Origin of the sequence: Comamonas halotolerans (assembly GCF_030162935.1) — a bacterium.
In the GTDB taxonomy this organism is placed as follows: Bacteria; Pseudomonadota; Gammaproteobacteria; order Burkholderiales; family Burkholderiaceae_C; genus Comamonas; species Comamonas halotolerans.
In genome coordinates this window covers 1-22,364 of the sequence record NZ_JASAUZ010000074.1, presented here as the reverse complement: position 1 = coordinate 22,364, position 22,364 = coordinate 1, and the positions used below count along the sequence as shown (strand labels likewise).

At 54.9% G+C, this 22,364-nt stretch carries 18 protein-coding genes; 10 read left to right on the top strand and 8 right to left on the bottom strand.

The window, feature by feature from the left end:
* Positions 1-34: 34 nt before the first annotated feature.
* Complete coding sequence (locus QEP11_RS18455) at positions 35-1,603, bottom strand: class I adenylate-forming enzyme family protein (protein ID WP_284338110.1); 1,569 nt, start codon at positions 1,601-1,603, stop codon at positions 35-37.
* A gap of 112 nt (positions 1,604-1,715) precedes the next feature.
* Positions 1,716-2,642, bottom strand: a complete 927-nt coding sequence (locus tag QEP11_RS18450) for a Bug family tripartite tricarboxylate transporter substrate binding protein (RefSeq protein WP_284338205.1) — start codon at positions 2,640-2,642, stop codon at positions 1,716-1,718.
* A 361-nt stretch (positions 2,643-3,003) separates the two neighbouring features.
* On the opposite strand from QEP11_RS18450, the gene QEP11_RS18445 reads away from it, so the two are divergent.
* From QEP11_RS18445 to QEP11_RS18420, 6 genes are all read left to right on the top strand, one after another.
* Positions 3,004-4,392 (top strand): phosphomannomutase/phosphoglucomutase, encoded by a 1,389-nt coding sequence (locus QEP11_RS18445; protein ID WP_284338109.1) that lies wholly within the window; start codon positions 3,004-3,006, stop codon positions 4,390-4,392.
* Between the two features lie 29 nt (positions 4,393-4,421).
* A complete protein-coding gene (locus QEP11_RS18440; protein WP_284338108.1) occupies positions 4,422-5,720 on the top strand; it encodes a 3-deoxy-D-manno-octulosonic acid transferase in 1,299 nt (432 codons plus the stop codon).
* Positions 5,721-5,810: 90 nt separating this feature from the next.
* Positions 5,811-6,728 (top strand): pseudouridine synthase, encoded by a 918-nt coding sequence (locus QEP11_RS18435; protein ID WP_284338204.1) that lies wholly within the window; start codon positions 5,811-5,813, stop codon positions 6,726-6,728.
* Positions 6,729-6,873: 145 nt separating this feature from the next.
* Positions 6,874-9,498, top strand: a complete 2,625-nt coding sequence (alaS, locus tag QEP11_RS18430; protein ID WP_284338107.1) for an alanine--tRNA ligase — start codon at positions 6,874-6,876, stop codon at positions 9,496-9,498.
* Between the two features lie 235 nt (positions 9,499-9,733).
* On the top strand, positions 9,734-10,801 hold the full coding sequence (locus QEP11_RS18425; RefSeq protein ID WP_284338106.1) for an ABC transporter substrate-binding protein: 1,068 nt from the start codon (positions 9,734-9,736) through the stop codon (positions 10,799-10,801).
* Between the two features lie 11 nt (positions 10,802-10,812).
* A complete protein-coding gene (locus QEP11_RS18420; protein ID WP_284338105.1) occupies positions 10,813-12,069 on the top strand; it encodes a diguanylate cyclase in 1,257 nt (418 codons plus the stop codon).
* A gap of 673 nt (positions 12,070-12,742) precedes the next feature.
* On the opposite strand, the gene trmB is transcribed toward QEP11_RS18420, so the two are convergent.
* Genes trmB through QEP11_RS18405 form a run of 3 tightly spaced genes read right to left on the bottom strand, consistent with a single transcriptional unit; the run spans position 12,743 to position 15,412 of the window.
* Positions 12,743-13,471, bottom strand: coding sequence for a tRNA (guanosine(46)-N7)-methyltransferase TrmB (trmB, locus tag QEP11_RS18415; RefSeq protein WP_284338203.1), 729 nt, complete (start codon positions 13,469-13,471; stop codon positions 12,743-12,745).
* A gap of 16 nt (positions 13,472-13,487) precedes the next feature.
* Positions 13,488-14,447, bottom strand: coding sequence for a tRNA glutamyl-Q(34) synthetase GluQRS (gluQRS, locus tag QEP11_RS18410; RefSeq protein ID WP_284338104.1), 960 nt, complete (start codon positions 14,445-14,447; stop codon positions 13,488-13,490).
* 8 nt (positions 14,448-14,455) lie between these two features.
* Complete coding sequence (locus tag QEP11_RS18405; protein WP_284338202.1) at positions 14,456-15,412, bottom strand: LysR family transcriptional regulator; 957 nt, start codon at positions 15,410-15,412, stop codon at positions 14,456-14,458.
* A 129-nt stretch (positions 15,413-15,541) separates the two neighbouring features.
* On the opposite strand from QEP11_RS18405, the gene QEP11_RS18400 reads away from it, so the two are divergent.
* Together QEP11_RS18400 and QEP11_RS18395 are read left to right on the top strand one after the other, a co-directional pair.
* Positions 15,542-16,255 (top strand): pirin family protein, encoded by a 714-nt coding sequence (locus QEP11_RS18400; protein ID WP_284338103.1) that lies wholly within the window; start codon positions 15,542-15,544, stop codon positions 16,253-16,255.
* 63 nt (positions 16,256-16,318) lie between these two features.
* Positions 16,319-16,744, top strand: a complete 426-nt coding sequence (locus QEP11_RS18395; protein ID WP_284338102.1) for a DoxX family protein — start codon at positions 16,319-16,321, stop codon at positions 16,742-16,744.
* 87 nt (positions 16,745-16,831) lie between these two features.
* On the opposite strand, the gene QEP11_RS18390 is transcribed toward QEP11_RS18395, so the two are convergent.
* From QEP11_RS18390 to QEP11_RS18380, 3 genes are all read right to left on the bottom strand, one after another.
* Positions 16,832-17,707: a MinD/ParA family protein gene (locus tag QEP11_RS18390; RefSeq protein WP_284338101.1), complete on the bottom strand. Its 876-nt coding sequence runs from the start codon at positions 17,705-17,707 to the stop codon at positions 16,832-16,834.
* Between the two features lie 14 nt (positions 17,708-17,721).
* Positions 17,722-18,480, bottom strand: coding sequence for a GGDEF domain-containing protein (locus QEP11_RS18385; protein ID WP_284338100.1), 759 nt, complete (start codon positions 18,478-18,480; stop codon positions 17,722-17,724).
* 107 nt (positions 18,481-18,587) lie between these two features.
* On the bottom strand, positions 18,588-20,252 hold the full coding sequence (locus tag QEP11_RS18380) for a SulP family inorganic anion transporter (RefSeq protein ID WP_284338099.1): 1,665 nt from the start codon (positions 20,250-20,252) through the stop codon (positions 18,588-18,590).
* 178 nt (positions 20,253-20,430) lie between these two features.
* Here QEP11_RS18380 and QEP11_RS18375 point away from each other — a divergent pair, with 178 nt between their 5' ends.
* Both QEP11_RS18375 and QEP11_RS18370 read left to right on the top strand, forming a co-directional pair.
* Complete coding sequence (locus QEP11_RS18375; protein WP_284338098.1) at positions 20,431-20,922, top strand: BON domain-containing protein; 492 nt, start codon at positions 20,431-20,433, stop codon at positions 20,920-20,922.
* Positions 20,923-21,013: 91 nt separating this feature from the next.
* Positions 21,014-22,255, top strand: coding sequence for a PLP-dependent transferase (locus QEP11_RS18370; RefSeq protein ID WP_284338097.1), 1,242 nt, complete (start codon positions 21,014-21,016; stop codon positions 22,253-22,255).
* Positions 22,256-22,364 lie beyond the last annotated feature (109 nt).

The window sequence follows — 22,364 nt, the reverse complement described above, 5'->3', positions numbered from 1 at the left end:
CACGGGGGCGGCGCATGGAGAAAGAGGGTGAAGCTCAGTGCGTTGCTGTGAGAGATTGCAGATAAATCTCGCGCAACTCGCGTTTGAGCACCTTGCCAATTTCGCTGCGAGGCAAGGTATCGGTCAGCCGCAGTGCAGCCACACGCTGGGTCTTGCCCAAGCGCTCGTTGAGCCAGTGCTGCAACTGAGCTTCTGTGCAGTGCGTCTCAGGGTGCTGCACCACATAGGCCACAGGTGTTTCCCCCCATTCCTCGCTGGGAACACCAATCACAGCGCATTCCTGCACATCGGGATGCATGCGCAGCACGGCTTCAATGTCACTCGGATATACATTGAAGCCACCTGTGATGATCATGTCTTTCTTGCGGTCGCCCAGCACGATGAACCCGTCGGCATCCATGCTGCCCACGTCTCCACTGCGAATAAAGCGTTGGCCATCGGGGCTGAACCACTCCGCTTCCTGGGTTTTTTCTGGCAGACGGTAGTAGCCCGTCATCATTCCCGCTGAGCGGCCCACGATTTCACCCTGTTCACCCGGAGCTAGCTCCTTGCCCGACTCATCAATGAAGCGAATATCGGCACCAGGACCCGCACGGCCTACGGTGTGCAACTTGTGGGGAAATTCATGGCAGTGCAATTCGCAGCGCACCCCACCTTCGGTGAGTCCGTAGTACTCAATGAGTTTGCCAGGCCAGCGGCGCAGTATTTCTTCTTTAAGTGTGGGATGAAATGGCGCACTGGTGCAGAACTTGTGCTGCAGCGCAGGTATCAGGCTGGCATCAAAGTCTGGACTGCGCATCAGGCGCTGGTATTGCACGGGCACCAGCATGGAGTGGGTGGCGTGGTGCTCCTGTGCAAGCTGGAGATAGCGGCTGCAATCAAACTTTTGCATCAGCACCAGTGTGCCGCCCAGCGCCAGCGTGGGCAGCGCTGCCACCAGGGTGGTGTTGGAATAAAGCGGTGTGGCGCACAGAGAAACGGCCTGCGGACCATAGCCGTTGTGGATGGCACGTTGCAGGTGTGACCAGCGCATGCCCCAAGATTGCACGATGCCTTTGGGCACCCCCGTTGTGCCTGAGGAGTAAATCAGGTTGAAGGGCCAGTCAGGTTTGGGTTGAACAGGCGTGGGCACACTGCCCTCAGGTGCGAGCCACTGGCTCCATGGTTGTCCTGCTTGTGGCGCGTCATCCAGCGCAACGCATTGCAAGTCAGTGGAGGCAGCCAGGGGCCAAGTATCTGCGATCGCCCTGTCTCGCATGATCACGGTGGCACCGGAGTTTTCCAGCATGGCACTGAGATGCGCCGCCGTAGATGACGGTGCCAAAGGGGCTACAACTGCGCCTGCACGCAGAGTGCCAAAGTAAGCCAGCACGTAGGGGATGGAGGTGTTGGCACATATCGCAATCACATCTCCAGGCTGCACTCTTTGGCGCTGTAAAGCGCAGGCCACACGGTCAACACCGGTATTCAGTGCTTCAAAACTCAGTTGTTGCGCATCCAGCACCAAAGCCGTTTTCTGCGGAGAGTGCTTGGCTTGTTGTGCTAGCAGATCAGGTAGGGAACCGAAAGTTTGCGTGAGCAGGTCATCAGGGTGAATGGACATGGTGAAGAGAAATAAGTGGCTGCGGTTCAATGCCTGCGGCATAACGATGCAAAAAAGGGTGGATGAGCACATCTGACAAGCAAAACTCTGCAGGAACAGCTTTGCCAGGGAGTTAGTCCAAGGTGATGCCTGAGGCCTTGACGATCTGAGCCCAGTTTTTGCGCTCTTGATCAATAAAAGCGTCGTATTGCGCTGGCGACTCACCACCGGGCACGCCACCCAGATCGGCAAACTTCTGCCGCACTTCTGGGGTTTCCATGGCTTTGCGTGCTGTTCGCTGTACTTTTTCGACGATGGCGTCGGGCGTGCCTGAAGGTGCCAGTAATCCAAACCATGCCGTCACCTGCATGGGAACTCCCGCTTCTGTCATGGTGGGGATGTCAGGCAGCTGCTGTGCACGTTGGCCACTGGTGATGGCCAGTGCACGGAATTTGCCTGACTTGATATGTGGCATGGAACTGGGCAGGTTGTCGATCATGTAATCCACCTGCTGACCAAGCAGCGCAGTTACAGCCGGAGCTGCGCCGGTAAAGGGCACGAGCGTTACCTCGATACCTGCTTTTTGCCGAAACATCTCGGACGACATATGCGGCGACTGTCCAGTGCCAGAGGTGGCAACATTCAAGGTGCGAGTTTTAGCCAGGGCGATCAGGTCTTTAACATCTTTAACGGGTGACTCGTTGTGCACCACCAGAATATTGGGAACAGAAATGACGTTGGTAATGCCGCGCAGATCGGTGGGCTTGTAGCTCAGGTTTTTGTACAGACTGAAGTTGATGGCCACAGGCCCAATATTGCCCATGAGGAGGGTGTAACCATCGGGCGCAGCACGAGCCACCTGTGCCGTGCCTATGCTGCCCCCACCGCCGCCCTTGTTTTCGATGACGATCGAGGTGCCAAGGTCTTTCCCCATTTTTTCGGCCAGCACGCGCGCGGCAATATCCGTGGTACCACCGGCAGCTGCTGGAACCACGATGGTGATTGGACGTGCAGGCCATTCTGAAGACCAAGCCAGCGTTGCAGTAAAAGCAGAACCCATAACCAATGTGCGCAGCAAGTTGTTCATGCATTCCTTTCGTTGATCTGAAAGCAACGATAGGGAAGTTCAGGCTGCTTACTGCCTAGGGTTAGGCTCTAACAGAGGTTTTTGTTTACGAAAGCACTGCTTTGTGGAGATGGAAGCAGAAATTGGTGCGGTGTGGGTACTGTTTAAATATTGCCTTGACGCTCGAGCCATATCTGGCGCAAAAGTTTTAAAGGACTAATTTTGTGATAGCCGCTCCTTACTCGTCTTGCAAGAGTTGTACTGGTGACTTGTCACCACCCCTTGGGGACGCTACTAAAATGGCACCGGGCACGAATTCGTGCCTTGTTTTTTGACAACCGCTAAGGAACTTACTGTGCAGATTGCAGCTTCTATCTTCAAGGCCTATGACATTCGCGGTGTGGTGCCCTCCACATTGACTGAAGATGTTGCGCGCAGTATTGGTCGGGCCTTTGGAGTGGCCGCCTTGGCGGAAGGTGAGCGCGTCGTGGCAGTGGGGCGTGATGGACGCTTGTCTGGCCCGGCTTTGAGCAATGCGTTGATGGCAGGTTTGGTGGATGTGGGCGTTGAGGTGATTGATGTGGGCATGTGTACCACGCCCATGCTGTATTTTGCGGCAGCCACCTTGTGCAACAGCGGCATCATGGTGACGGGTAGCCACAACCCCAAGGATTACAACGGTTTCAAGATGGTATTGGCAGGCCGTGCAATCTACGGCCCTGAGATTCAGGCGTTGCGCCAAACCATTGAGGCTGAGGCCTGGAGCCTGAAGGAGGGCGGTAGTGTTCGCCAGGCCGATGTACTGGCAGATTACACCGACCGTATTGTGAGTGATGTGAAACTGGCGCGCCCCATCAAGGTGGTGGTCGATTGCGGCAACGGTGTGGCAGGAGCGACGGCACCAGCTATTTTCCGTGCGCTGGGTTGTGAGGTGCTGGAACTGTTCTCCGAAGTGGATGGCAATTTCCCCAATCACCACCCCGACCCGAGCAAGCCAGAGAACCTGCGAGATGTAGTCAAGGCCTTGCAAGACACGGATGCAGAGCTTGGTCTGGCTTTTGATGGCGATGGTGATCGTTTGGGCATTGTGACCAAGGACGGTCAAACCATTTATCCGGATCGCCAGATGATGCTGTTTGCCAAAGATGTGCTTTCGCGCGTACCCGGTGGCACGATTTTGTTTGATGTGAAGTGCACCCAGCGTCTTGCTCCAGCAATTCGAGAGGCTGGTGGTGTGCCTGAGATGTACAAAACAGGACACTCTCTGGTCAAGGCGCGCATGAAAGAAGTCAACTCTCCGCTGGGTGGTGAAATGAGCGGTCATATCTTTTTCAAGGAGCGTTGGTATGGCTTTGACGATGGCACTTACGCGGGTTGCCGTTTGCTGGAAATTTTGTCCAAAGAACAAGATCCCAGTGCGGTGCTCAACGCATTGCCCTCCAGCTTCTCAACGCCCGAGCTGAATGTGGCGTGTGGCGAAGGTGAGCCGCACGTGCTGACAGCACAGCTGCAGGCTCTTGCTCCTGAAGTGTTCGCTGCACCCGCACAAATCAGCACCATTGATGGCTTGCGTGTGGACTGGGCGGATGGCTTTGGCTTGATTCGAGCCAGCAACACCACGCCAGTGCTGGTATTGCGCTTTGAAGGACATACGCCAGAGGCTTTGCAGCGTATTGAATCGCAAATGCTGGCCTTGCTCGAAAGAGTGAAGCCCGGTGCGAAGGTCGGCAATGCCGCGCACTAAATGATGCAGTGGCAACAAAGGCGCGAGCCATGAACTGGAGTCTGGCTGCATATTCCACATTGGCTTGGGCTGCTCAGCCCTTGCTCAAGCGCAAGCTGCGTCGGCGTGCGCTGGCAGAGCCTGGCTATGCGGAGGCTGTGCCAGAGCGCTTTGGTTACTACACGCCGAAGGATCTGGGGCGCGATGCTCTGGGGCGGTGGGTTTGGGTGCATGCAGTCTCGCTGGGTGAGACACGTGCGGCTGCACTCCTGGTTCAGGAGTTGCGAGCAGCAATTCCGGGCATGCGTTTGCTGCTGACCCATGGCACCGCAACGGGTCGGGCAGAAGGCAGAAAATTGTTGCAGGCTGGCGATGTACAGGTGTGGCAGCCCTGGGATACCCGCCGTGCGGTTCAGCGTTTTTTGCGACAGTTCCAGCCGATTGTGGGCGTTTTGATGGAGACCGAAGTCTGGCCCAATTTGGTTTTGGGTTGCCAAAAAGCGGGCGTGCCCTTGGTGCTGGCCAATGCACGGCTCAATGAGAAGTCGCATGCGGGCGCACAGCGTTGGCCTTCTTTATTCATTCCTGTGTATCGTGCCTTGCACGCGGCATGGGCGCAGACGGAAGACGATGCCCAGCGCTTGCGGAGCCTGGGCGCTCCTGTTCAGTCTGTATTGGGCAACTTGAAGTTCGATTTGCAGCCCGATGCGGCATTGCTGGCCCGCGGTATTGCCTGGCGCGCTGCATGCAGCAAACCCGTGGTGATTGTGGCCAGCTCGCGCGAAGGAGAAGAAGCGCAATGGATTGCCCAATGGGATGGGCGCAAATTCCATGGCGTGGCTGGGCAGTGCCAGTGGCTGATCGTTCCGCGTCATCCCCAGCGCTTTGATGCGGTATATGCCATGTTGCAGCAAGCCGGCTTGCGAGTTGCCCGCCGCAGCCAATGGGGTGATGGTCTGCCTCCTGCGGATGTTGATGTTTGGCTAGGGGATAGCGTGGGCGAGATGTCAATGTATTACGCAGCGGCACACATTGGCTTGCTAGGTGGGAGCTTTGAGCCCTTGGGGGGGCAGAATCTGATTGAAGCAGCCGCCTGTGCGTGCCCGATGGTGCTGGGGCCGCATACTTTCAATTTTGCCCAGGCATCGCAAAAGGCATGCGAAATGGGGGCCGCATTTCGGGTGTTGGATATGGAGCAGGGCGTGCAGTTGGCTACAGCATTGGCACGAGATGAGACAGGGCTGGAGCGAGCTCGCCAAGCGGCATTGCAATTTGCTCAGTTGCAGCGGGGCGTGGCCAGGGCCACAGCGCTGGCTATTGCAGAGATTGCGGCACCAGCAATCCGCTAGGTGTTCGAGTGAAATGATGTGAACGGTTATTTCTTGTCCAGTGCATGGTTGGCAGTATTGCGACGCATGTATGGGCAAGTTTCATGGTCTATGTACAACACCCACGATCCCCAAGTTTTGCCAATTCGACATGGCGTCAAGCCCAGTTGTGTGGTTTTACCCAGTGTGGGGCAGGGTAGCTGCCTGGATTTTTTGCAGGCTCGGTTGCCCGCTGTCTCACGCGAAGACTGGCTGCAGCGCATGGCGCGTGGTGAAGTGGTGGACGAATTGGCACGCCCCGTGAGGGCTGATACGCCTCTGTTGTGCGGGCTGCGCATCTACTATTACCGTGAGGTGGAGGTCGAGCCTCACATTCCTTTTGAAGCGCAGGTGCTGTTTCGAGATGCGCACATAGTGGTTGCAGACAAGCCCCATTTTCTACCTGTCACGCCTGGTGGTCGTTATCTGCAAAACACCTTGCTGGTGCGTTTGAAAAACGAGTTGGGGCTGCCGGATTTGTCTCCTGTCCATCGTATTGATCGTGACACGGCGGGGCTGGTACTGTTTTCGATTCACAGGCACGAGCGAGGTGCATACCAGTCACTATTCCGGGAGCGCACGGTGCATAAGGCCTATGAGGCGATTGCGCCTTGGAATCCGTCAGTGGCTTTCCCGCGGGAACATGCCAGTCGCATGGTTGAGAGCGATAACTTTATTCGTATGCATGAAGTGCCTGGGGCACCAAACAGCTTCACACAGATGGAATTGCTCGAACACAATGCGCATTGGGCACGTTATCTGCTGAAACCTGTGAGCGGCAAGCGCCATCAACTGCGTGTCCATATGGCGGCATTGGGTCTGGGGCTTAAAGGCGACGGCCTGTATCCCGTGGTGGATGATGCGCCAGAGGGGGACTTTTCTCGGCCTCTGAAGCTTCTGGCACAAAGCTTGTATTTCAAAGACCCTATTACGGGCAGCGTACGCGAGTTCGTGACACAACGCAGCCTGGGGCCTTTGCCTTCTAACTAGCGCACTTCATTGCATATTTTTCCCTGCATGCCCGTGCAAGCCTATCGGGACGATGTTTTATCTCCCACGTCAAGTGGCGCATGAAACCTATAATCAAAGGTTATTTAGTGCTGCAGCGTTTGCGCACCAAGACAACGATTCATCCATGAGCACACCCAAATTCTCCGTTGCGGACATCCGCAAGACGTTCCTGGAATTTTTTGCATCCAAGGGCCACACCATTGTGGAATCGAGCCCCTTGGTGCCCGGTAACGACCCCACCCTGATGTTCACCAACTCGGGCATGGTCCAGTTCAAGGACGTATTTCTGGGTACCGACAAGCGTCCATACAACCGTGCGACGTCGGTGCAGACCTGCCTGCGCGCAGGCGGCAAGCACAATGACCTCGAAAATGTGGGGTATACAGCGCGTCACCACACTTTCTTTGAAATGCTGGGCAACTGGTCTTTTGGCGACTACTTCAAGCGTGAGTCCCTGAAGTGGGCCTGGGAGTTGCTGACCGAGGTGTACAAGCTGCCCAAGGAAAAGCTGCTGGCCACCGTATATGCCGAAGATGACGAGGCGTATGACATCTGGACCCAGGAAATCGGCTTGCCACCAGAGCGCGTGATCCGCATTGGCGACAACAAGGGCGGTCGCTACAAGTCTGACAACTTCTGGATGATGGCCGACACCGGTCCATGCGGTCCCTGCTCGGAGATTTTTTATGACCATGGTGAACATATCGCCGGTGGTCCTCCCGGCTCGCCCGATGAAGATGGTGACCGCTTCATCGAAATCTGGAACAACGTGTTCATGCAGTTTGACATGGACGAGCAAGGCAACGTCAAGCCGCTGCCCGCGCCTTGCGTGGACACCGGCATGGGGCTGGAACGTCTGGCCGCCATCTTGCAGCACGTGCACAGCAATTATGAGATTGACCTGTTCCAGGATCTGATCAAGGCGGCTGGACGAGAAACTCATACAGACGACCTGGAAAACCCTTCGTTGAAGGTGATTGCCGATCACATCCGTGCAACCGCTTTCCTGGTGGCGGATGGCGTGATTCCATCCAACGAAGGTCGTGGCTATGTGCAGCGCCGCATTGTGCGCCGCGCCATTCGCCATGGCTACAAGCTGGGTCAGAAAACTCCGTTCTTCCACAAGCTGGTGAAGGATCTGGTTGCCACCATGGGTGATGCCTATCCCAAAATCCGTGAACAAGAAGCGCGTATCACCGAGGTGCTGCGTGTGGAAGAAGAGCGCTTCTTCGAAACGCTGGCTCACGGTATGGAAATCCTGGACAGCGCGCTGTCTGGTGATGTGAAGGTGCTGCCTGGTGATGTGGCCTTCAAGTTGCACGACACCTATGGCTTCCCGCTCGATCTTTCTAATGATGTGGCACGCGAACGAGGCCTTTCTGTGGATGAGGCTGGCTTCAATGCAGCCATGGAAGAGCAGAAGAACAAAGCCCGGGCTGCAGGCAAGTTCAAGATGGACCGCGCTCTGGAGTATTCCGGTGTGAGCAATGCATTCACGGGCTATGACTCTCTGGCTGAATCTGCCAAGGTTGTGGCTTTGTATGTGGATGGCACCTCGGTGAATGCACTTCAAGCAGGACAGCACGGCGTTGTGGTGCTGGATACCACACCGTTCTATGCAGAGTCAGGCGGTCAGGTGGGCGATCAGGGCGTGATTGCTTCTGCAGCAGGCAGCTTCACTGTGGAAGACACGCAAAAGATCAAGGCAGATGTGTTTGGTCACCACGGCGTGCTGGCATCCGGAAGCCTGAGTGTGGGTGATGTCGTGCAAGCCGAGGTGAACACCCAGCTGCGCGCTGCCACCATGCGCAACCACTCTGTCACGCACATCATGCACAAGGCATTGCGCGAAGTGCTGGGTGCTCATGTGCAGCAAAAGGGTTCGCTGGTCAATGCAGACCGCACACGTTTTGACTTCACACACAACGCCCCGGTCACTGCGGAGCAAATCCGCGAGATCGAACGCCGCGTGAATATCGAAGTGCTGGCCAATACCTCGACCGATGCCCGCGTGATGGATATCGAATCTGCCAAGGCCACCGGCGCCATGATGCTGTTTGGTGAGAAGTACGGTGAAACCGTGCGCGTGCTGGATATTGGTACCAGCCGTGAACTGTGTGGTGGCACCCATGTGCGCCGCACCGGTGATATTGGCCTGTTCAAGGTTGTAGGCGAATCGGGCGTGGCTGCTGGCGTGCGCCGTATTGAAGCTGTGACCGGAGAGAACGCCCTGGCATACCTGCAATCGCTGGAGTCCACCATGGATGAAGCGGCAGCAGCGCTGAAATCCCCTGTCACGGAAGTGAATCACCGTATAGCCTCGGCTCTGGAGCAAATCAAGTCCCTGGAAAAGGAAATTGCTGCACTCAAGGGCAAGCTGGCATCCAGTCAGGGTGACGAGCTGGTGACGCAAGCTGTCGATGTCAGCGGTGTGAAGGTACTGGCTGCCAAGCTGGAAGGCGCTGACGCCAAGACCCTTCGCGAGACCATGGACAAGCTCAAGGACAAGCTGGGTGCTGCCGTGATCGTGCTGGCAGCCGTGGACGGCGACAAGGTGCAACTGGCCGCCGGTGTGACCAAGGCTGAAACTGCCAAGGTCAAAGCAGGTGAGCTGGTGAATTTTGTGGCCCAGCAAGTGGGTGGCAAGGGCGGTGGCAAGCCTGATATGGCCATGGCTGGCGGCACTGACGCTGCGGCAGTGCCTTCGGCATTGGCTTCGGTGCAAGCCTGGGTGGCCGAGCGTATCTAACGAACGCGGCGCATAAACCATTGAAAAGCCAGAGGGTGTAAGCCTTCTGGCTTTTTTTGTTTTGTGAGCGGCTCTTTTTAGTGAGTCAAAAGTCAGAAGTTGTTAACTGTCCTCCTGTAGAGGCTCTTTTCGCTGTACGCTCATACAGATGGAAACAATTGAGCGGCATTGCACTGCAGTCCGAAAGTGGCGTTGGATATATGCATTGCGTTGCTGCGCTGCTGCAGTACTGCTGATGGGCAGTCCCTGGACATTTGCACAGTCTGTGGTGTTCATCAATCCTGGCAAATCGGACGAGGCTTATTGGGTTGCTGCGGCAGATGTCATGCATAAGGCAGCCGATAGCTTGGGAATGCAACTGCGTGTGGTGTATGCGCAGCGCGATCGGCTGGCTCCCATTGAGATCGCAAAAAGCATTGCAGCGCAATCACCAGAGCAACGTCCGGATTACGTGGTCTTCACGAATGATTACAGTGTGGCGCCCAGTATTTTGCAGGCGCTGGCTGGCTCTGGGATCAAGGCTTTCATGGCCTTCAGTGGCATACAAGACGATTTGCGCAAGCAAGTTGGTCAGCCCAGGGAACGCTATCCTTTCTGGCTGGGTAGTTTGGAGCCGAATGCCGAAGATGCAGGCTATCTCACTGCTCGGGCTTTGATTCGTGCCGCAAGCAAGCAGCCCAACATGCGCGATGATCAAGGGCGATTGCAGATGGTGGCGATTGCGGGTGACCGCTCCACGCCATCCTCCATTGCACGTAACCGCGGTATGCGCAAAGCGGTAAAGGATGCAGGCGGTGCAGTGCAGTTGATGCAAGAGGTCTACGGAGAGTGGAGGCAAGATAAGGCACAGCTACAGGCCGATGTTCTGTTTAAACGCTATCCTCAGGTACGTCTGGTGTGGAGTGGCAATGATGTGATGGCGCTGGGAGCAATGAAGGCATGGCAGGATAAAGGCGGGGTGCCTGGTAAAGATGCCGTGTTCAGCGGTGTGAATACCTCTGGGGATGCATTTGAAAAGCTCCGTGAGGGGCAGTTAACAGCATTGGCTGGCGGACATTTTTTGGCAGGTGCATGGTCCTTGGTAATGCTGTATGACTATCACCATGGTGTGGATTTCGCGAGTGAGGGGATAGAGCAGGTGCGCCCGATGTTTAAGTTGTTTGACGCACATAGCAGTGCTCAGTTTGAAAAACGCTTTGGACCGCATCAAGCGACTGAGCGTTTGGACTTCAAACCTTTTAGCAAGCATTTGCATCCCAAATTGCGCAGCTACGACTTTGATATGGAAAAGTTGCTGCGATAGATATCTGCTGTATGAGCCGCGAAAACTGCGACTTTCGCTCGATTTCTTCATTGATGCTGCAGCGCATTATTGCGCTGGCGTTGGTGTGCCTGATGGTTATTGGCGGCATACAAGTCTGGCTGGATCGTCAAAAGCAAGAGCGACAGTTTTCAAAAACCATGGCACTGATCGTCGAGACCAGTAGCCGTGCCATCGCTCACGCTTTGTGGGACATTGATCGTGAGGTGTTGCAAAGCAATATTCAGCGCCTCACCGAAATTGAAGCGGTTGGTTTTGTAAGAGTGCATATTGCTGCGACCGGAGAACTCATTACCGCTGGACGAATGGGGTCTGGCCAAGACGTCCCTTCTTATCAGACGGTGATTTATTCCCCGGATGTGAAGAACATCGAGTTGGGTACGATTGAGGTATGGGCTGATCGCGCCTATCACCGTGGTTTGTTGTGGGAAGCACAAAAGCATGTCATCCCTGGCTATTTGATATTTACGCTACTGATGTGTTTTATGGTGGCCTGGGTGATGCGTCGAGAGCTAGGAGAGCCGTTGCGCCAGATTGCTGAATTTGTGCGTGATCTGAAGCCAGAGCAGTTGAATCAGCCGTTGCAAATTCATCGTCCAGACCATCGACGTGCCGATGAAATCGATCTGATGATAGAAGGCTTCCACCACTTGCAAACAGCCTTGGACAGACATATCAAAGACTTGGATGGGCTTGTGCTTGAACGCACCCGGGAGCTTTCAGAATTGGTCGAGGAAGTCCAGCGCATGTCGCAACTGGATGTTTTAACCGGTGTGTTCAATCGCAGGGCCATGGAGCAGCGGCTGCCATTGGATATCGAGCGCAGTGCGCGCTACGGGCGCCCATTTTCAGTGATCTTTACGGACATAGACCACTTCAAGCGGATCAACGACCAGTATGGGCATGCGGTTGGGGATGAAGTCCTTCGCGATGTCGCCCAGCGTTTACAGCAGGGTTTGCGCTCCAATGTGGACTGGTTGGTGCGATTTGGTGGTGAGGAGTTTGTCATCTTCATGCCTGAAACAGATATCCGCCATGGAACCCATGTAGCCAATCGGCTGGCGGAACTGGTGCGCGGGGTGCCGTGGGTGTGTGGGACTTTGGTGCTGCCTTTGACGTGTAGTTTCGGGGTTACGCAACTGCGAGAAGGCGACACCATGGACAGCCTTCTGCAGCGTGCTGACAGCCTGCTTTACCAGGCAAAGGAAATGGGGCGTGACCGGGTTTGTGCTTCTCAGGCAGTATTTTGATGAATACCGCTGGTCGCAACACCAGCAAATAGACATTCAAAGCAACCAGACATTCAAAACAACCATTGGACCGCTTGAAGCGGCCAATATCAATGAAGGCAAGTGAAAGCTTTGCGCCACCGATGTTATGGGCTTCTCAGATAAGGCCAACAGGTCTCAACTAAGGGTTTGCTGGTGAAATTCTGGCAAAGCATTGCCTTTACAGGCGTTCAGCAAGTTGGGCTGGCCGCTGAAGACGCTCAAAATGCTTGCGATGACAGCACAACTGTGCGCGGTAAATGGTTGAGTTGGGGCAATTTCTGCCACATTGATCCAGCATGCATCCTGGAAGCACGAATATGTTGCCCGGCAGGCAGAGTGTGTAGTGTCTTGTGGCTGCTGAGCGTGATGCCGCCATGTGAAGATGGCATCGCATTCAAGAGCATGAGAGCAGGCACTGGGCGGCATCAGGCCGCCTTTCAACGAAGATATAGCTGCTGTCACGCGAGAGGCTGTTCTCCATATTGCCTGTCTGCATTTGAAAGCTTCAAAGCCCGGGCATTCCTGCGCTTGGCATGTGTTGACACACAGAAAGCATGAATGGCTCCAATTGCTGTCAGTCGTGCTTGTGAGCCATCTTCAAGTTCTGAAGTCTGTGTTTCAAGTTCGGGCAGGAAGCTCCAGTGTGAGCGTTCTAGCGTTTGCTGAAAACCAGGTCCCAAACACCGTGACCGAGACGCAAGCCGCGGTTTTCAAATTTGGTGAGAGGGCGGTACTCCGGCTTGGTCGCATAACCTTGTGAAGTGTTCACAAGTTGTGGTTCAGCACTGAGTACTTCCAGCATTTGAACGGCATAGGGCTCCCAATCAGTCGCGCAGTGAAAGTAGCCGCCGCTTTTAAGACGGCTGGCCAACTTGGCAACCAGAGGTCCCTGGATTAAGCGCCGCTTGTTGTGCTTTTTCTTGTGCCAGGGATCAGGGAAAAAAATATGCACGCCATCGATGCTGGCTTCTGGCAGCATATTGTCGATGACTTCGACAGCATCGTGCTGGAGGATACGGATGTTGTGAATATCCTGCTCGCCAATGCGCTTGAGCAATGCACCAACGCCAGGCTCATGCACTTCGCAGCACAGGAAGTTGTCTTCAGGACGTACGCGGGCAATGTGCGCGGTGGCTTCCCCCATACCGAAGCCAATTTCCAAAATCAGCTTGCCTTCGCGGCCGAACGCAGCTTTGGCATCCAGGGGAGCATTGGTATAGGGCAGCAGGTACTGCGGGCCAATGTCTTCAAACGCTTTGGCTTGGCCGGTGGTGACGCGGCCAGTACGTCGTACATAGCTGCGGATGGTTTTGGGGAATGCCACATCAGCGGGCGGCTTGCCAGCGGCAGGCGTTGATGGGGCTGTATCGATGTCAGCCATAGTGGTGTTTTGATGCTCAATCACGGCGCTCATTGTAAGTGGCTTGCCATTGTTTGACCCATTGCGACAGCGCATCAGGCACTGGAGTTTCAGGGCTTAATTTAGTTAAATGCAGACAGCTGGCGGCTGTGTTCAAGGCTTGTATGGGCTGATGAAGCTCCAGCGCAGGGGCTCCGTGCTGTTTGGATAGCTTTTCTCCATCGGGCATACGGACCAAAGGCGTATGCATATAGATGGGATGAGGAAGGCCCAGGGCATGCTGCAGCAGCAACTGGCGTGCTGTGTTGTCGGCCAGATCTTCACCACGCACAACATGGGTGATTGACTGCAATGCATCGTCCACCACAACGGCCAGTTGGTAAGCATACAGACCGTCTGCACGCTTTAGCACAAAATCACCAGCCACCTGAGCAGGTGCTTGCTGTTGTGAGCCCAAGCGTCTGTCACGCCATGTCAAGACTCCATTGGTCAATGAATAATCTGCATTGCTGAAGGGGGGATGCTGCGTCTCAGTTAGGTGGGCAAGATATGCATCAAGTGCAAACCGCCAGCTGCGAGCGGTCTTGCCGTGTAAACCATTTCTGCAGGTGCCAGGGTAGGGGCGCTCGATATGACGTTCATGAGGCATCCCTTGCTGCTCTAAAGCGGCCTCAATATCTTTGCGTGTGCAGCCACATGGGTAAGCCAATTGAGCTGTTTGCAGTTGTTCTAGAGCATGCGCGTAATGGTTGTGACGTTGGGACTGCCACACGACGGGCTCATCAGAGTGCAGGCCGCATTGTGCCAATTGGCTCAAAATGAGCCTGTCAGCACCAGCAGGGCATCGAGGGTGATCAATGTCTTCAATGCGCACCAGCCATGTGCCGTTGTGTGCGCGTGCGTCCAGCCAGCTTGCCAGCGCGGCCACCAAAGATCCAGCGTGCAAAGGGCCCGTGGGAGAAGGCGCAAAGCGTCCTCGGTAATGGGGGAGATGCATGTGAGCCATCAACGTGCGATCACCTCGGGAAAGGGGTGATGTTGTTCCAGGAGTGCCTGCTGGGTGACAGGGCTTTCCAATTGCGCCAGCCACCACTGCAAGGCCTTGCCCAGACCACCGTTGCTGGGCTTTTTCCATGCATAGCGTAAGCGGACCTGACGTGTCGGGCGAGTGACGGTTTTAATGACGAGCAAGCCAGCTTTCACATAAGGGCGAGCAATGGCTTCAGGCAAGAACCCGCAGCCCAGTCCGCGCAACTGGGCATTGATTTTTGCCTGCACCGTGTCGACGGTGAAAATGTCCTGTCCGTTGAGCAAGCCCATGGACGTTCGCTCTTTTTGGGCGGAATCTGCGACAACCACCAAACGGTGCTCAAGCAGCATTTCATCGCTAATCGGCGTATCTATATGGGCCAATGGATGAAAAGGTGCAACGGTGAAGACAAAGGTCATATCTCCCAGATCATGGAGCTGCAGACCTGCTGTGCTGGTGTTGTTAACTGCTATTCCCAGCGCCAGGTCGGCTCGGCCCGTTGTCAAACATTCAATGGGGCCGGTGAGCGTACCTGCGCCAAGCTTGATTTTGGTGGGTGAGTTCAATGCATAAAAGGCTTCGACCAGATCAAGCAATATATGTTGTGAAATGACGCCGTCAGCCATGATGGTCAGTTCGGGTTCCCAGCCTGTTGCAACACGGCGAACACGGTGGGCGACAGCATCAATATCCAGGAGCAGGCGGGCACCTTCTGCAAGCAGTGCCTGGCCTGCTTCGGTTGGTTGAGCCTGACGCGCGCTGCGGTCAAACAAGAGCACATCCAGGGCTTCTTCCATTTGGCGCACACGGTAGGTCAGTGCACTTGGGACCAGACGCAACTGTCTGGCTGCGGCTGCAAAGCTGCCAGTGTCTGCAATGACTTGCAACATGGCAAGACTGTCTGGAGTTAAAACGTCACGAGGGCTGGGCATGCGATGGAGTACGCTCATTCAAAGAGTTTGAATGATGCCATCAAACCAGTGCGCACATCGAAGCAGCGAAGACTTTTACAGTGGAGTTATTGCAGCGACATCACCGCTGCCAATTAATAGGAGTTGAACATGATTCACGTACGTCCATCTCAAGAGCGTGGCTACGCCGACCATGGCTGGCTGAAGTCGTTCCACAGCTTTTCCTTTGCAGGCTATTACGATCCCAAACACATGGGATGGGGAAATCTGCGTGTGATCAATGAAGACCGTATTGCATCCGGCACAGGGTTTGGTGCGCACCCGCACCGCGATATGGAAATTGTGAGCTACGTGATGAGTGGCGCGCTTTCGCATAAAGACAGCATGGGCAATGTGCAAACGATCCATCCTGGAGAGGTGCAGCGCATGACGGCGGGGACAGGCGTGACTCATAGCGAGCACAACCATGCACAGGGCCAGAGCACACATTTCTTGCAGATTTGGTTGCTGCCCAGTCGCAATGGACTGGAGCCTGGCTATGAGCAAAAAAAATTCAGTGATGCGGAAAAAACGAATGTTTTACGGCTGGTGGCATCACCTGATGGAGTAGAGGGTTCAGTGCATTTGAATGCTGATGCGCGTATTTACGCCAGTCTGCTTCGGCCTGCTGCGGACCAGATCGTGCAATTGGTGCATGCCATTCCTTCTGGGCGAAAAGCCTATGTGTTTGTCATCCAGGGATCGCTAGAGGTTGCGGGTAAAAAGCTGACAAGCGGAGATGCGTTGCTTGCTGACAATGAGTCCAGCCTGCAATTTCAAGGCGGGCAAAACGCGGAGTTTCTGGTGTTTGACTTGGCTGCTTAGGACAGGTTGTGATGCCAGGGATTGAATGGATCACTACGTCCTATGGCTTGCAATATATCTTCTATGAATCAGTCTTTGACAAATACTTTGGCGTTGCTGGGTCGAGTGCTGATGGCTTGGCTTTTCATTCCTGCGGGCTTCAGCAAGATTGCAGGTTTCAATGGAGCGGTGGGTTACGCCGCCTCGGCGGGCCTGCCTATGCCAGAAATAGGGGTCGCAATCGGGCTTTTGATTGAACTGATTGGAGGTGTCTTTCTGCTGATTGGCTTTATGACACGTCCAGCGGCGGTATTGCTGGCATTGTTTACGCTTGTGGCTAGCTTTTTCTTTCATGCCTATTGGACATTGCCAGCGGATCAAGCGTCCATGCAGCAATTGCTTTTCAATAAAAACATTGCTGTTATCGGTGGCTTGCTGGGATTCGCTGCATTTGGAGCAGGAGCCCTGAGTGTGGACGCCAAGCGATCACGCTTAGCTCACAACCTTTAAGTGATGTATTTGCGTTTTTGAGCATGCTGTGTGTCAGCATCTGGCTGAATACGGGCAAAAAAAGAGCTGCAATTTGCAGCTCTTTTTTTATGAGGTGGAAGATGAGTGTTCTGCCGGCTGACTAGGCGTGACCATGGTTTTGATGCGGTGAGCCAACTGCGCCATGGCTAAAGCGGCTGCACAGCCTGGAGACGACTGAACCATTAGCTGGCGTCGCATGATGGCTTCACGCGCAGCCTTGTCAGCGGGAATATCTCCCATGTGGATAAGGCGCATGGGCATCCCTGATTCGGAGTGAACAAAACGATTGAGCACTTGCTGCAGTTGGCCTGTAATGGCTCTGCCATCGCCTGGTCGTGCTGCCTGGTTGATGATCAGGCGCATGTTGTGGCGTTTTTGCTGTGTGGCGAGTACTTTGATGGCAGCGTAGGCATCCGTCAGAGAGGTGGGCTCTGGAGTAGCCACAATCAAAACTTCGTGGGCCAGTGAAACAGAAAACAGCACTACGTCCGAAATGCCCGCACCTGTGTCAAGCAGCACAATATCGTAATGGGGTGCCAGCGTATCAATCACGTGAATCAATTGATTACGCACCTCTGGTGTGAGGCGCGAATATTCCACCATGCCTGAGCCGGCCAGCAAAACATGGAACCCTCCTGGCGCTTTCACCACGGCCTCTTGCAAGGAAGCCTTGCCAGTAAATACATCGTGCAATGTCACCTTGGGATACAGGTTGAGCACCACATCCAGGTTCGCCAGGCCCAGGTCGGCATCTAGTACCAAAACGCGTAGGCCCTGGCGTGTAAGTGATGCCGCCAGATTGGCTGATACGAAAGTTTTGCCAACACCACCTTTGCCGCTGGTGACAGCCATGATGCGTGCACCGGCTGTATGCTGCGCACGAGTGCCTGATGCAGCACCCGTTGCCGGGTTAGGAGTTGAGTGAGACAGCACGTCGTTCATTTCAAAGCATACCTTCAGTTGATGCCATCATTGGTATCTGTGGGAGTTGCCAGCACTTGCATCCAGTCGCCAGAACACGTCGAGGCCTCGGTGGCCAAGCCAGGGATGAAGAGCAAGTTTTTTTCCTCAGCAGTTACTGCACTGTCGGGTTGCTGTTCAATGGCGATGCGGTTACGCCCTGCGGCCTTGGCTCGATAGAGTTGCTGATCCGAACGTTCAATCCAAAGCTTGCGCGTGCTGCGAATCCATTGCAGGGCATAAGCACCACCAATGCTGACGGTGACACTGATTTCGTGATTGGGGGCGATGCTGATGCTTAAGGTCTCTACGGCTCTTCGGATGCGGTCAGCAACACTCTGTCCATAAGCAGTCTGGCAGGCAGGCAACACAATGGCAAACTCCTCACCTCCATAGCGGGCCAGAGTATCCATGGGGCGCACACAGCGGTTGAGTGTCATGGCTACTTGCTGCAACACCAAATCCCCAATGTGGTGGCCGTAACTGTCGTTTACTCTCTTGAAGTGATCGATATCAACAATGAGCAGCAGTGCCACGTCCCCTGAGCGAGCCACTCGGTCAAGCTCTCGATCCAAGATGGCATCAAGGTGGCGGCGGTTGGCTATGCCGGTAAGTGGGTCACGCGATGACAGATCACACAAGCCATTGATGATGGCCTGCAGATGGGCCGTAGCATTGGCGTGAGCTTCTGGTAGGGCTGCAATCTCTGCTTGGCCCAGCAAGGCTAAAGCTCCGTCTAGACGGAGCTGTTGCAAAGCTACTGAAGAGAGGTTGAATGAGCCAGTCACAAAATCAAATTCCAGTGCAAAGAGTGCAGTGAAGTGTAGCAGTCGATGCAGTCAGGACGCGGTTTTAAAGCCTGTTAGGTTGTGCTAGACAAACGGATTGCAAGCAATGCTTGCTCATTTGTGCGCGACAGTTGCAGGTCGGGGCCGGGAACCAGTGCTCCCGCTTTTTCCAGTATCGCTTGAACGGGGAGTTTCAGTCCTCCGATATGCAGGCGAATACCCTGCTTATGCAGGCTTTGACGAAGTCGCATGAAGCTCTCAACCCCGGTTACATCTATGCGGTTGATGGGCTGAGCGTCCAAAAATACAGTCTCTATATCAGGGCGTTGTTGCAGTGCATTGGTCACGTAGCGCTCCAGTGCGGAAGCTGAAGCAAAATCCCACTCAGCATCCATGCGCAGAGCCAAGACATGCGGAGCTATGGCTGCCAAATTCCAGACTTCGCGCGAACGCAAACTGCCATCTGCATGTTCGCCTAGCTCCAGAATGCGAGGATGCAGCCGTTGATAGAGAAAATGACACAGGCTCAGCAGTACCCCGGCCAGAACGCCCCAGTACAAGCGGGGCGCTGTCAGCAATGTCAGCACAAACGTGGTTAATGCAATGGAGCCTTCAACGCGCGAGATGCGAAACAGTGCGCGCAATGTACGGGGCTGAATCAGGTTGATCACGGCAGAAACTACCACTGCTGCCAACGCTGCCTGGGGGATGTGATAGAGAACCGGTGTCAGCCAAAGCACGGTGATCAAGATCATGCCAATAGCAAACACGGTGGCCCAGCCCGACTTGGCGCCGGAGTGGAGGGCGACTGCAGAACGTGAGAAAGAGCCACTGATGGCAAAGCTGCCACTCAAGCCTGAGACAACTTTGGCCATGCCCTGAGCAATCAGATCCTGGTTCTCATTCCAGCGCGTACCAGCTTGGCGGTGCTCGACCTGCGCGCTGGAGGCAACTTCCAAAAAGCTGACCAGGCTGATCATCAGGACTGGTAGTAGCAGACGCGTTATCTCATCCATGCTGATGTGTCCGGGTATCGATAGGCTGGGCATGCCTGCAGGCAGGTGACCTACGATTTGTCCATCATGCTCGGCGAAACCCAGGGCTGCACTGATTGCACCGCAAACTGCGATCACCAAGACTGCAGCCGGTAAACGTGGGGCAAAGCGCTTGAAAAGCAATAAGCCACCCAGGCTGGCCAAGCCAAACATCAAAGCCCATGGATCAAAGTGGTGCCAGCTGGGGTCGTGATACAAGGCGCTCCACGAGCTGCGCAAGCCCAGCAAATCTGGCAGTTGCGACAGCAGGATCAAAATACCAGCTGCTTGGGTGAATCCGTTGAGCACAGGTGAAGTGACAAGGTTAACCAGCCAGCCACTGCGCAAGGCCCCTAGCAACCACTGCACTGCGCCAGCCATGATGGACATCCATGCGGCCAGCATGACCCACTGGGCACTGCCTGGTTCGGCCATGCCAGCCAACGAGGCACCAATGAGCAAGCTTGTAAGGGCCGTTGGACCGACACCCAGACGTGGTGTTGCTCCCCACAAAACGGCCACCAGCGACGGCAGCAACGCTGCATAGATGCCTGTGACCAAAGGCATGCCAGCCAAAATTGCGTAGGCTACGCCCTGGGGTAAAAGCATCAATCCTACGGTGACGCCCGCCAGCATTTCGCTGCGTGCCAATGCCGGAGTCAATCTGGGCCAGGCGAGAAAAGGAAACCACTGTTTCAACTGCATAGGGTGGCTATTGTCGGCGCTTTCACCAGAGATATGACGATGGAGCTTGTCCTACGGTTGGTTTGGTGCTCACCCCACCGGTTGTAACTGACAGCTTGTTTACATTCGTTGCAGGCGGTCTCGATAAAGAAGGTCTGGACCTTTCTAATTACGACAACTGAAGAGGAGCTTTCACACTATGTCTATTTCTCAAAAGCGTCTGTTGCAGGTTTTGGCAGTTTCGGCTTTGGCAATGGGCTTGGCAGCCTGCGGCCCCAACAATGATGGTCAAACAGCGGGTCAAAAGCTGGATAACGCCATCGAAAAAACTGAGCAAGCAGCGGACAATGCCAAGGCTGAAGCAGATCGTGCTGCTGAGACTGCAGGGCAAAAGATTGACAACGCTGTGGATGCCACAAAGGATGCAGCTTCCAACGCGGCAGATGCGACAAAAGACGCAGCTTCAGATGCTCTCAATGCAGCAGGGGAAGCCGGTGTGACTGCCAAGGTTAATGCAGCGCTGGTGGGAGATCCAGAGTTGAGCGCTTTGAAAATTGATGTGGATACGAAAGGTACGGTGGTTACCTTGAATGGTGAAGCACCCAATCAAGCAGCCAAGAATCGTGCGGAAGAGCTGGCAAAGGCAGTCTCAGGCGTCACTTCCGTCAACAACCTGCTGACTGTGAAGTAATTACCCGCACAACCCATTTTCAAATAGCAAAGCTGCCTTTGGGCAGCTTTTGTTTTGTTGGTGCTTAAGCACTTGGGCTTAACATGTCGGCATGAAGGATCAAGCACGCCACATCACTACTGACTTGGTGCACCACAGCTACCAAGCCCCATCCGCTTTCAATGCGCCGCAGCCTGCAGTGCACAAGGCTTCAACGGTCATTTTTGACAATGTGCATGACATGCGTACGCGCCGCTGGCTGGACAAGAGTGGCTTTACTTACGGTCTGCACGGCACCCCCACCACTTACCAACTGGAAGAGCGCTTGTGCAGCCTTGAAGGCGGCAAGCAATGTCTGCTGGTGCCCAGCGGTTTGTGTGCCATCAGCACAGTTGCGCTGGGTTTGTTGTCTGCCGGTGACGAGGTGCTGATTCCTGATAATGCTTATGGGCCTAACAAGGATTTTGCAGAGCACGAGTTGGCACGCTGGGGCATTGGCCACCAGTGGTATGAGCCGATGAATGTGGCTGACCTGCAAGCCAAGATCACTCCAGCAACAAAACTGGTCTGGCTGGAGGCTCCCGGCAGTGTGAGTATGGAGTTTCCAGACCTTATCGCGCTGGTGCAAGCCTGTCGTGAACGTGGCATCACCACCGTGCTTGACAACACCTGGGGTGCAGGTCTGGCTTTCCAGCCGTTTGATTTATTGGCCGATGGCGGCAGTTTGGGTGTCGACGTTTCAGCGCATGCGCTGACCAAGTACCCCAGCGGCGGTGGTGACGTACTGATGGGAAGCATCATCACGGTCGACAATGCACTGCACATGCGCATCAAGCTCACCCATATGCGTCTGGGTATTGGTATCGGTGCCAACGATGCAGAACTGGTGTTGCGCTCACTGTCCAGTGTGGCATTGCGCTATCACGCGCATGATGCAGCTGCGCGGGTATTGGCCGCTGCTTTGCAAAAGCAAAAAGCTGTGGTCCAACTGCTGCACCCCGCATTTGATGGTGCGCCAGGGCATGTGAATTGGCAGCAATTGTGCGGGACATCCCAACAAGGGAAAGGCGCTGCTGCAGGCTTGTTCAGCATCGTCATTGATGCGCAGTTTGAACAAGGGGCCATTGACAATTTCTGCGACAGTTTGCAACTGTTCAAGCTGGGTTACAGCTGGGGTGGCCCAATGAGCCTGGTGATGCCTTATGAGATTGAAAGCATGCGAGCTTGCGGTCGTGGTGCAGTGCAAGCAGGAACGGTGGTGCGTTTCTGTGTAGGTTTGGAAGATGTGCAAGATTTGCTGGCTGATCTGGCTCAAGCTTGGCCAAAGGCATTTGCTCAGCCCTGGGTGGAATGATGCGCAAGGCTTGCATTTTGAGCCGCTAACACTACCCAGCAAACCGAAGGTTTGCGATTGAGACGAGGCGCGAAGCCGCAGGCGGTACTGGCGTACGACAAGGCGAAGC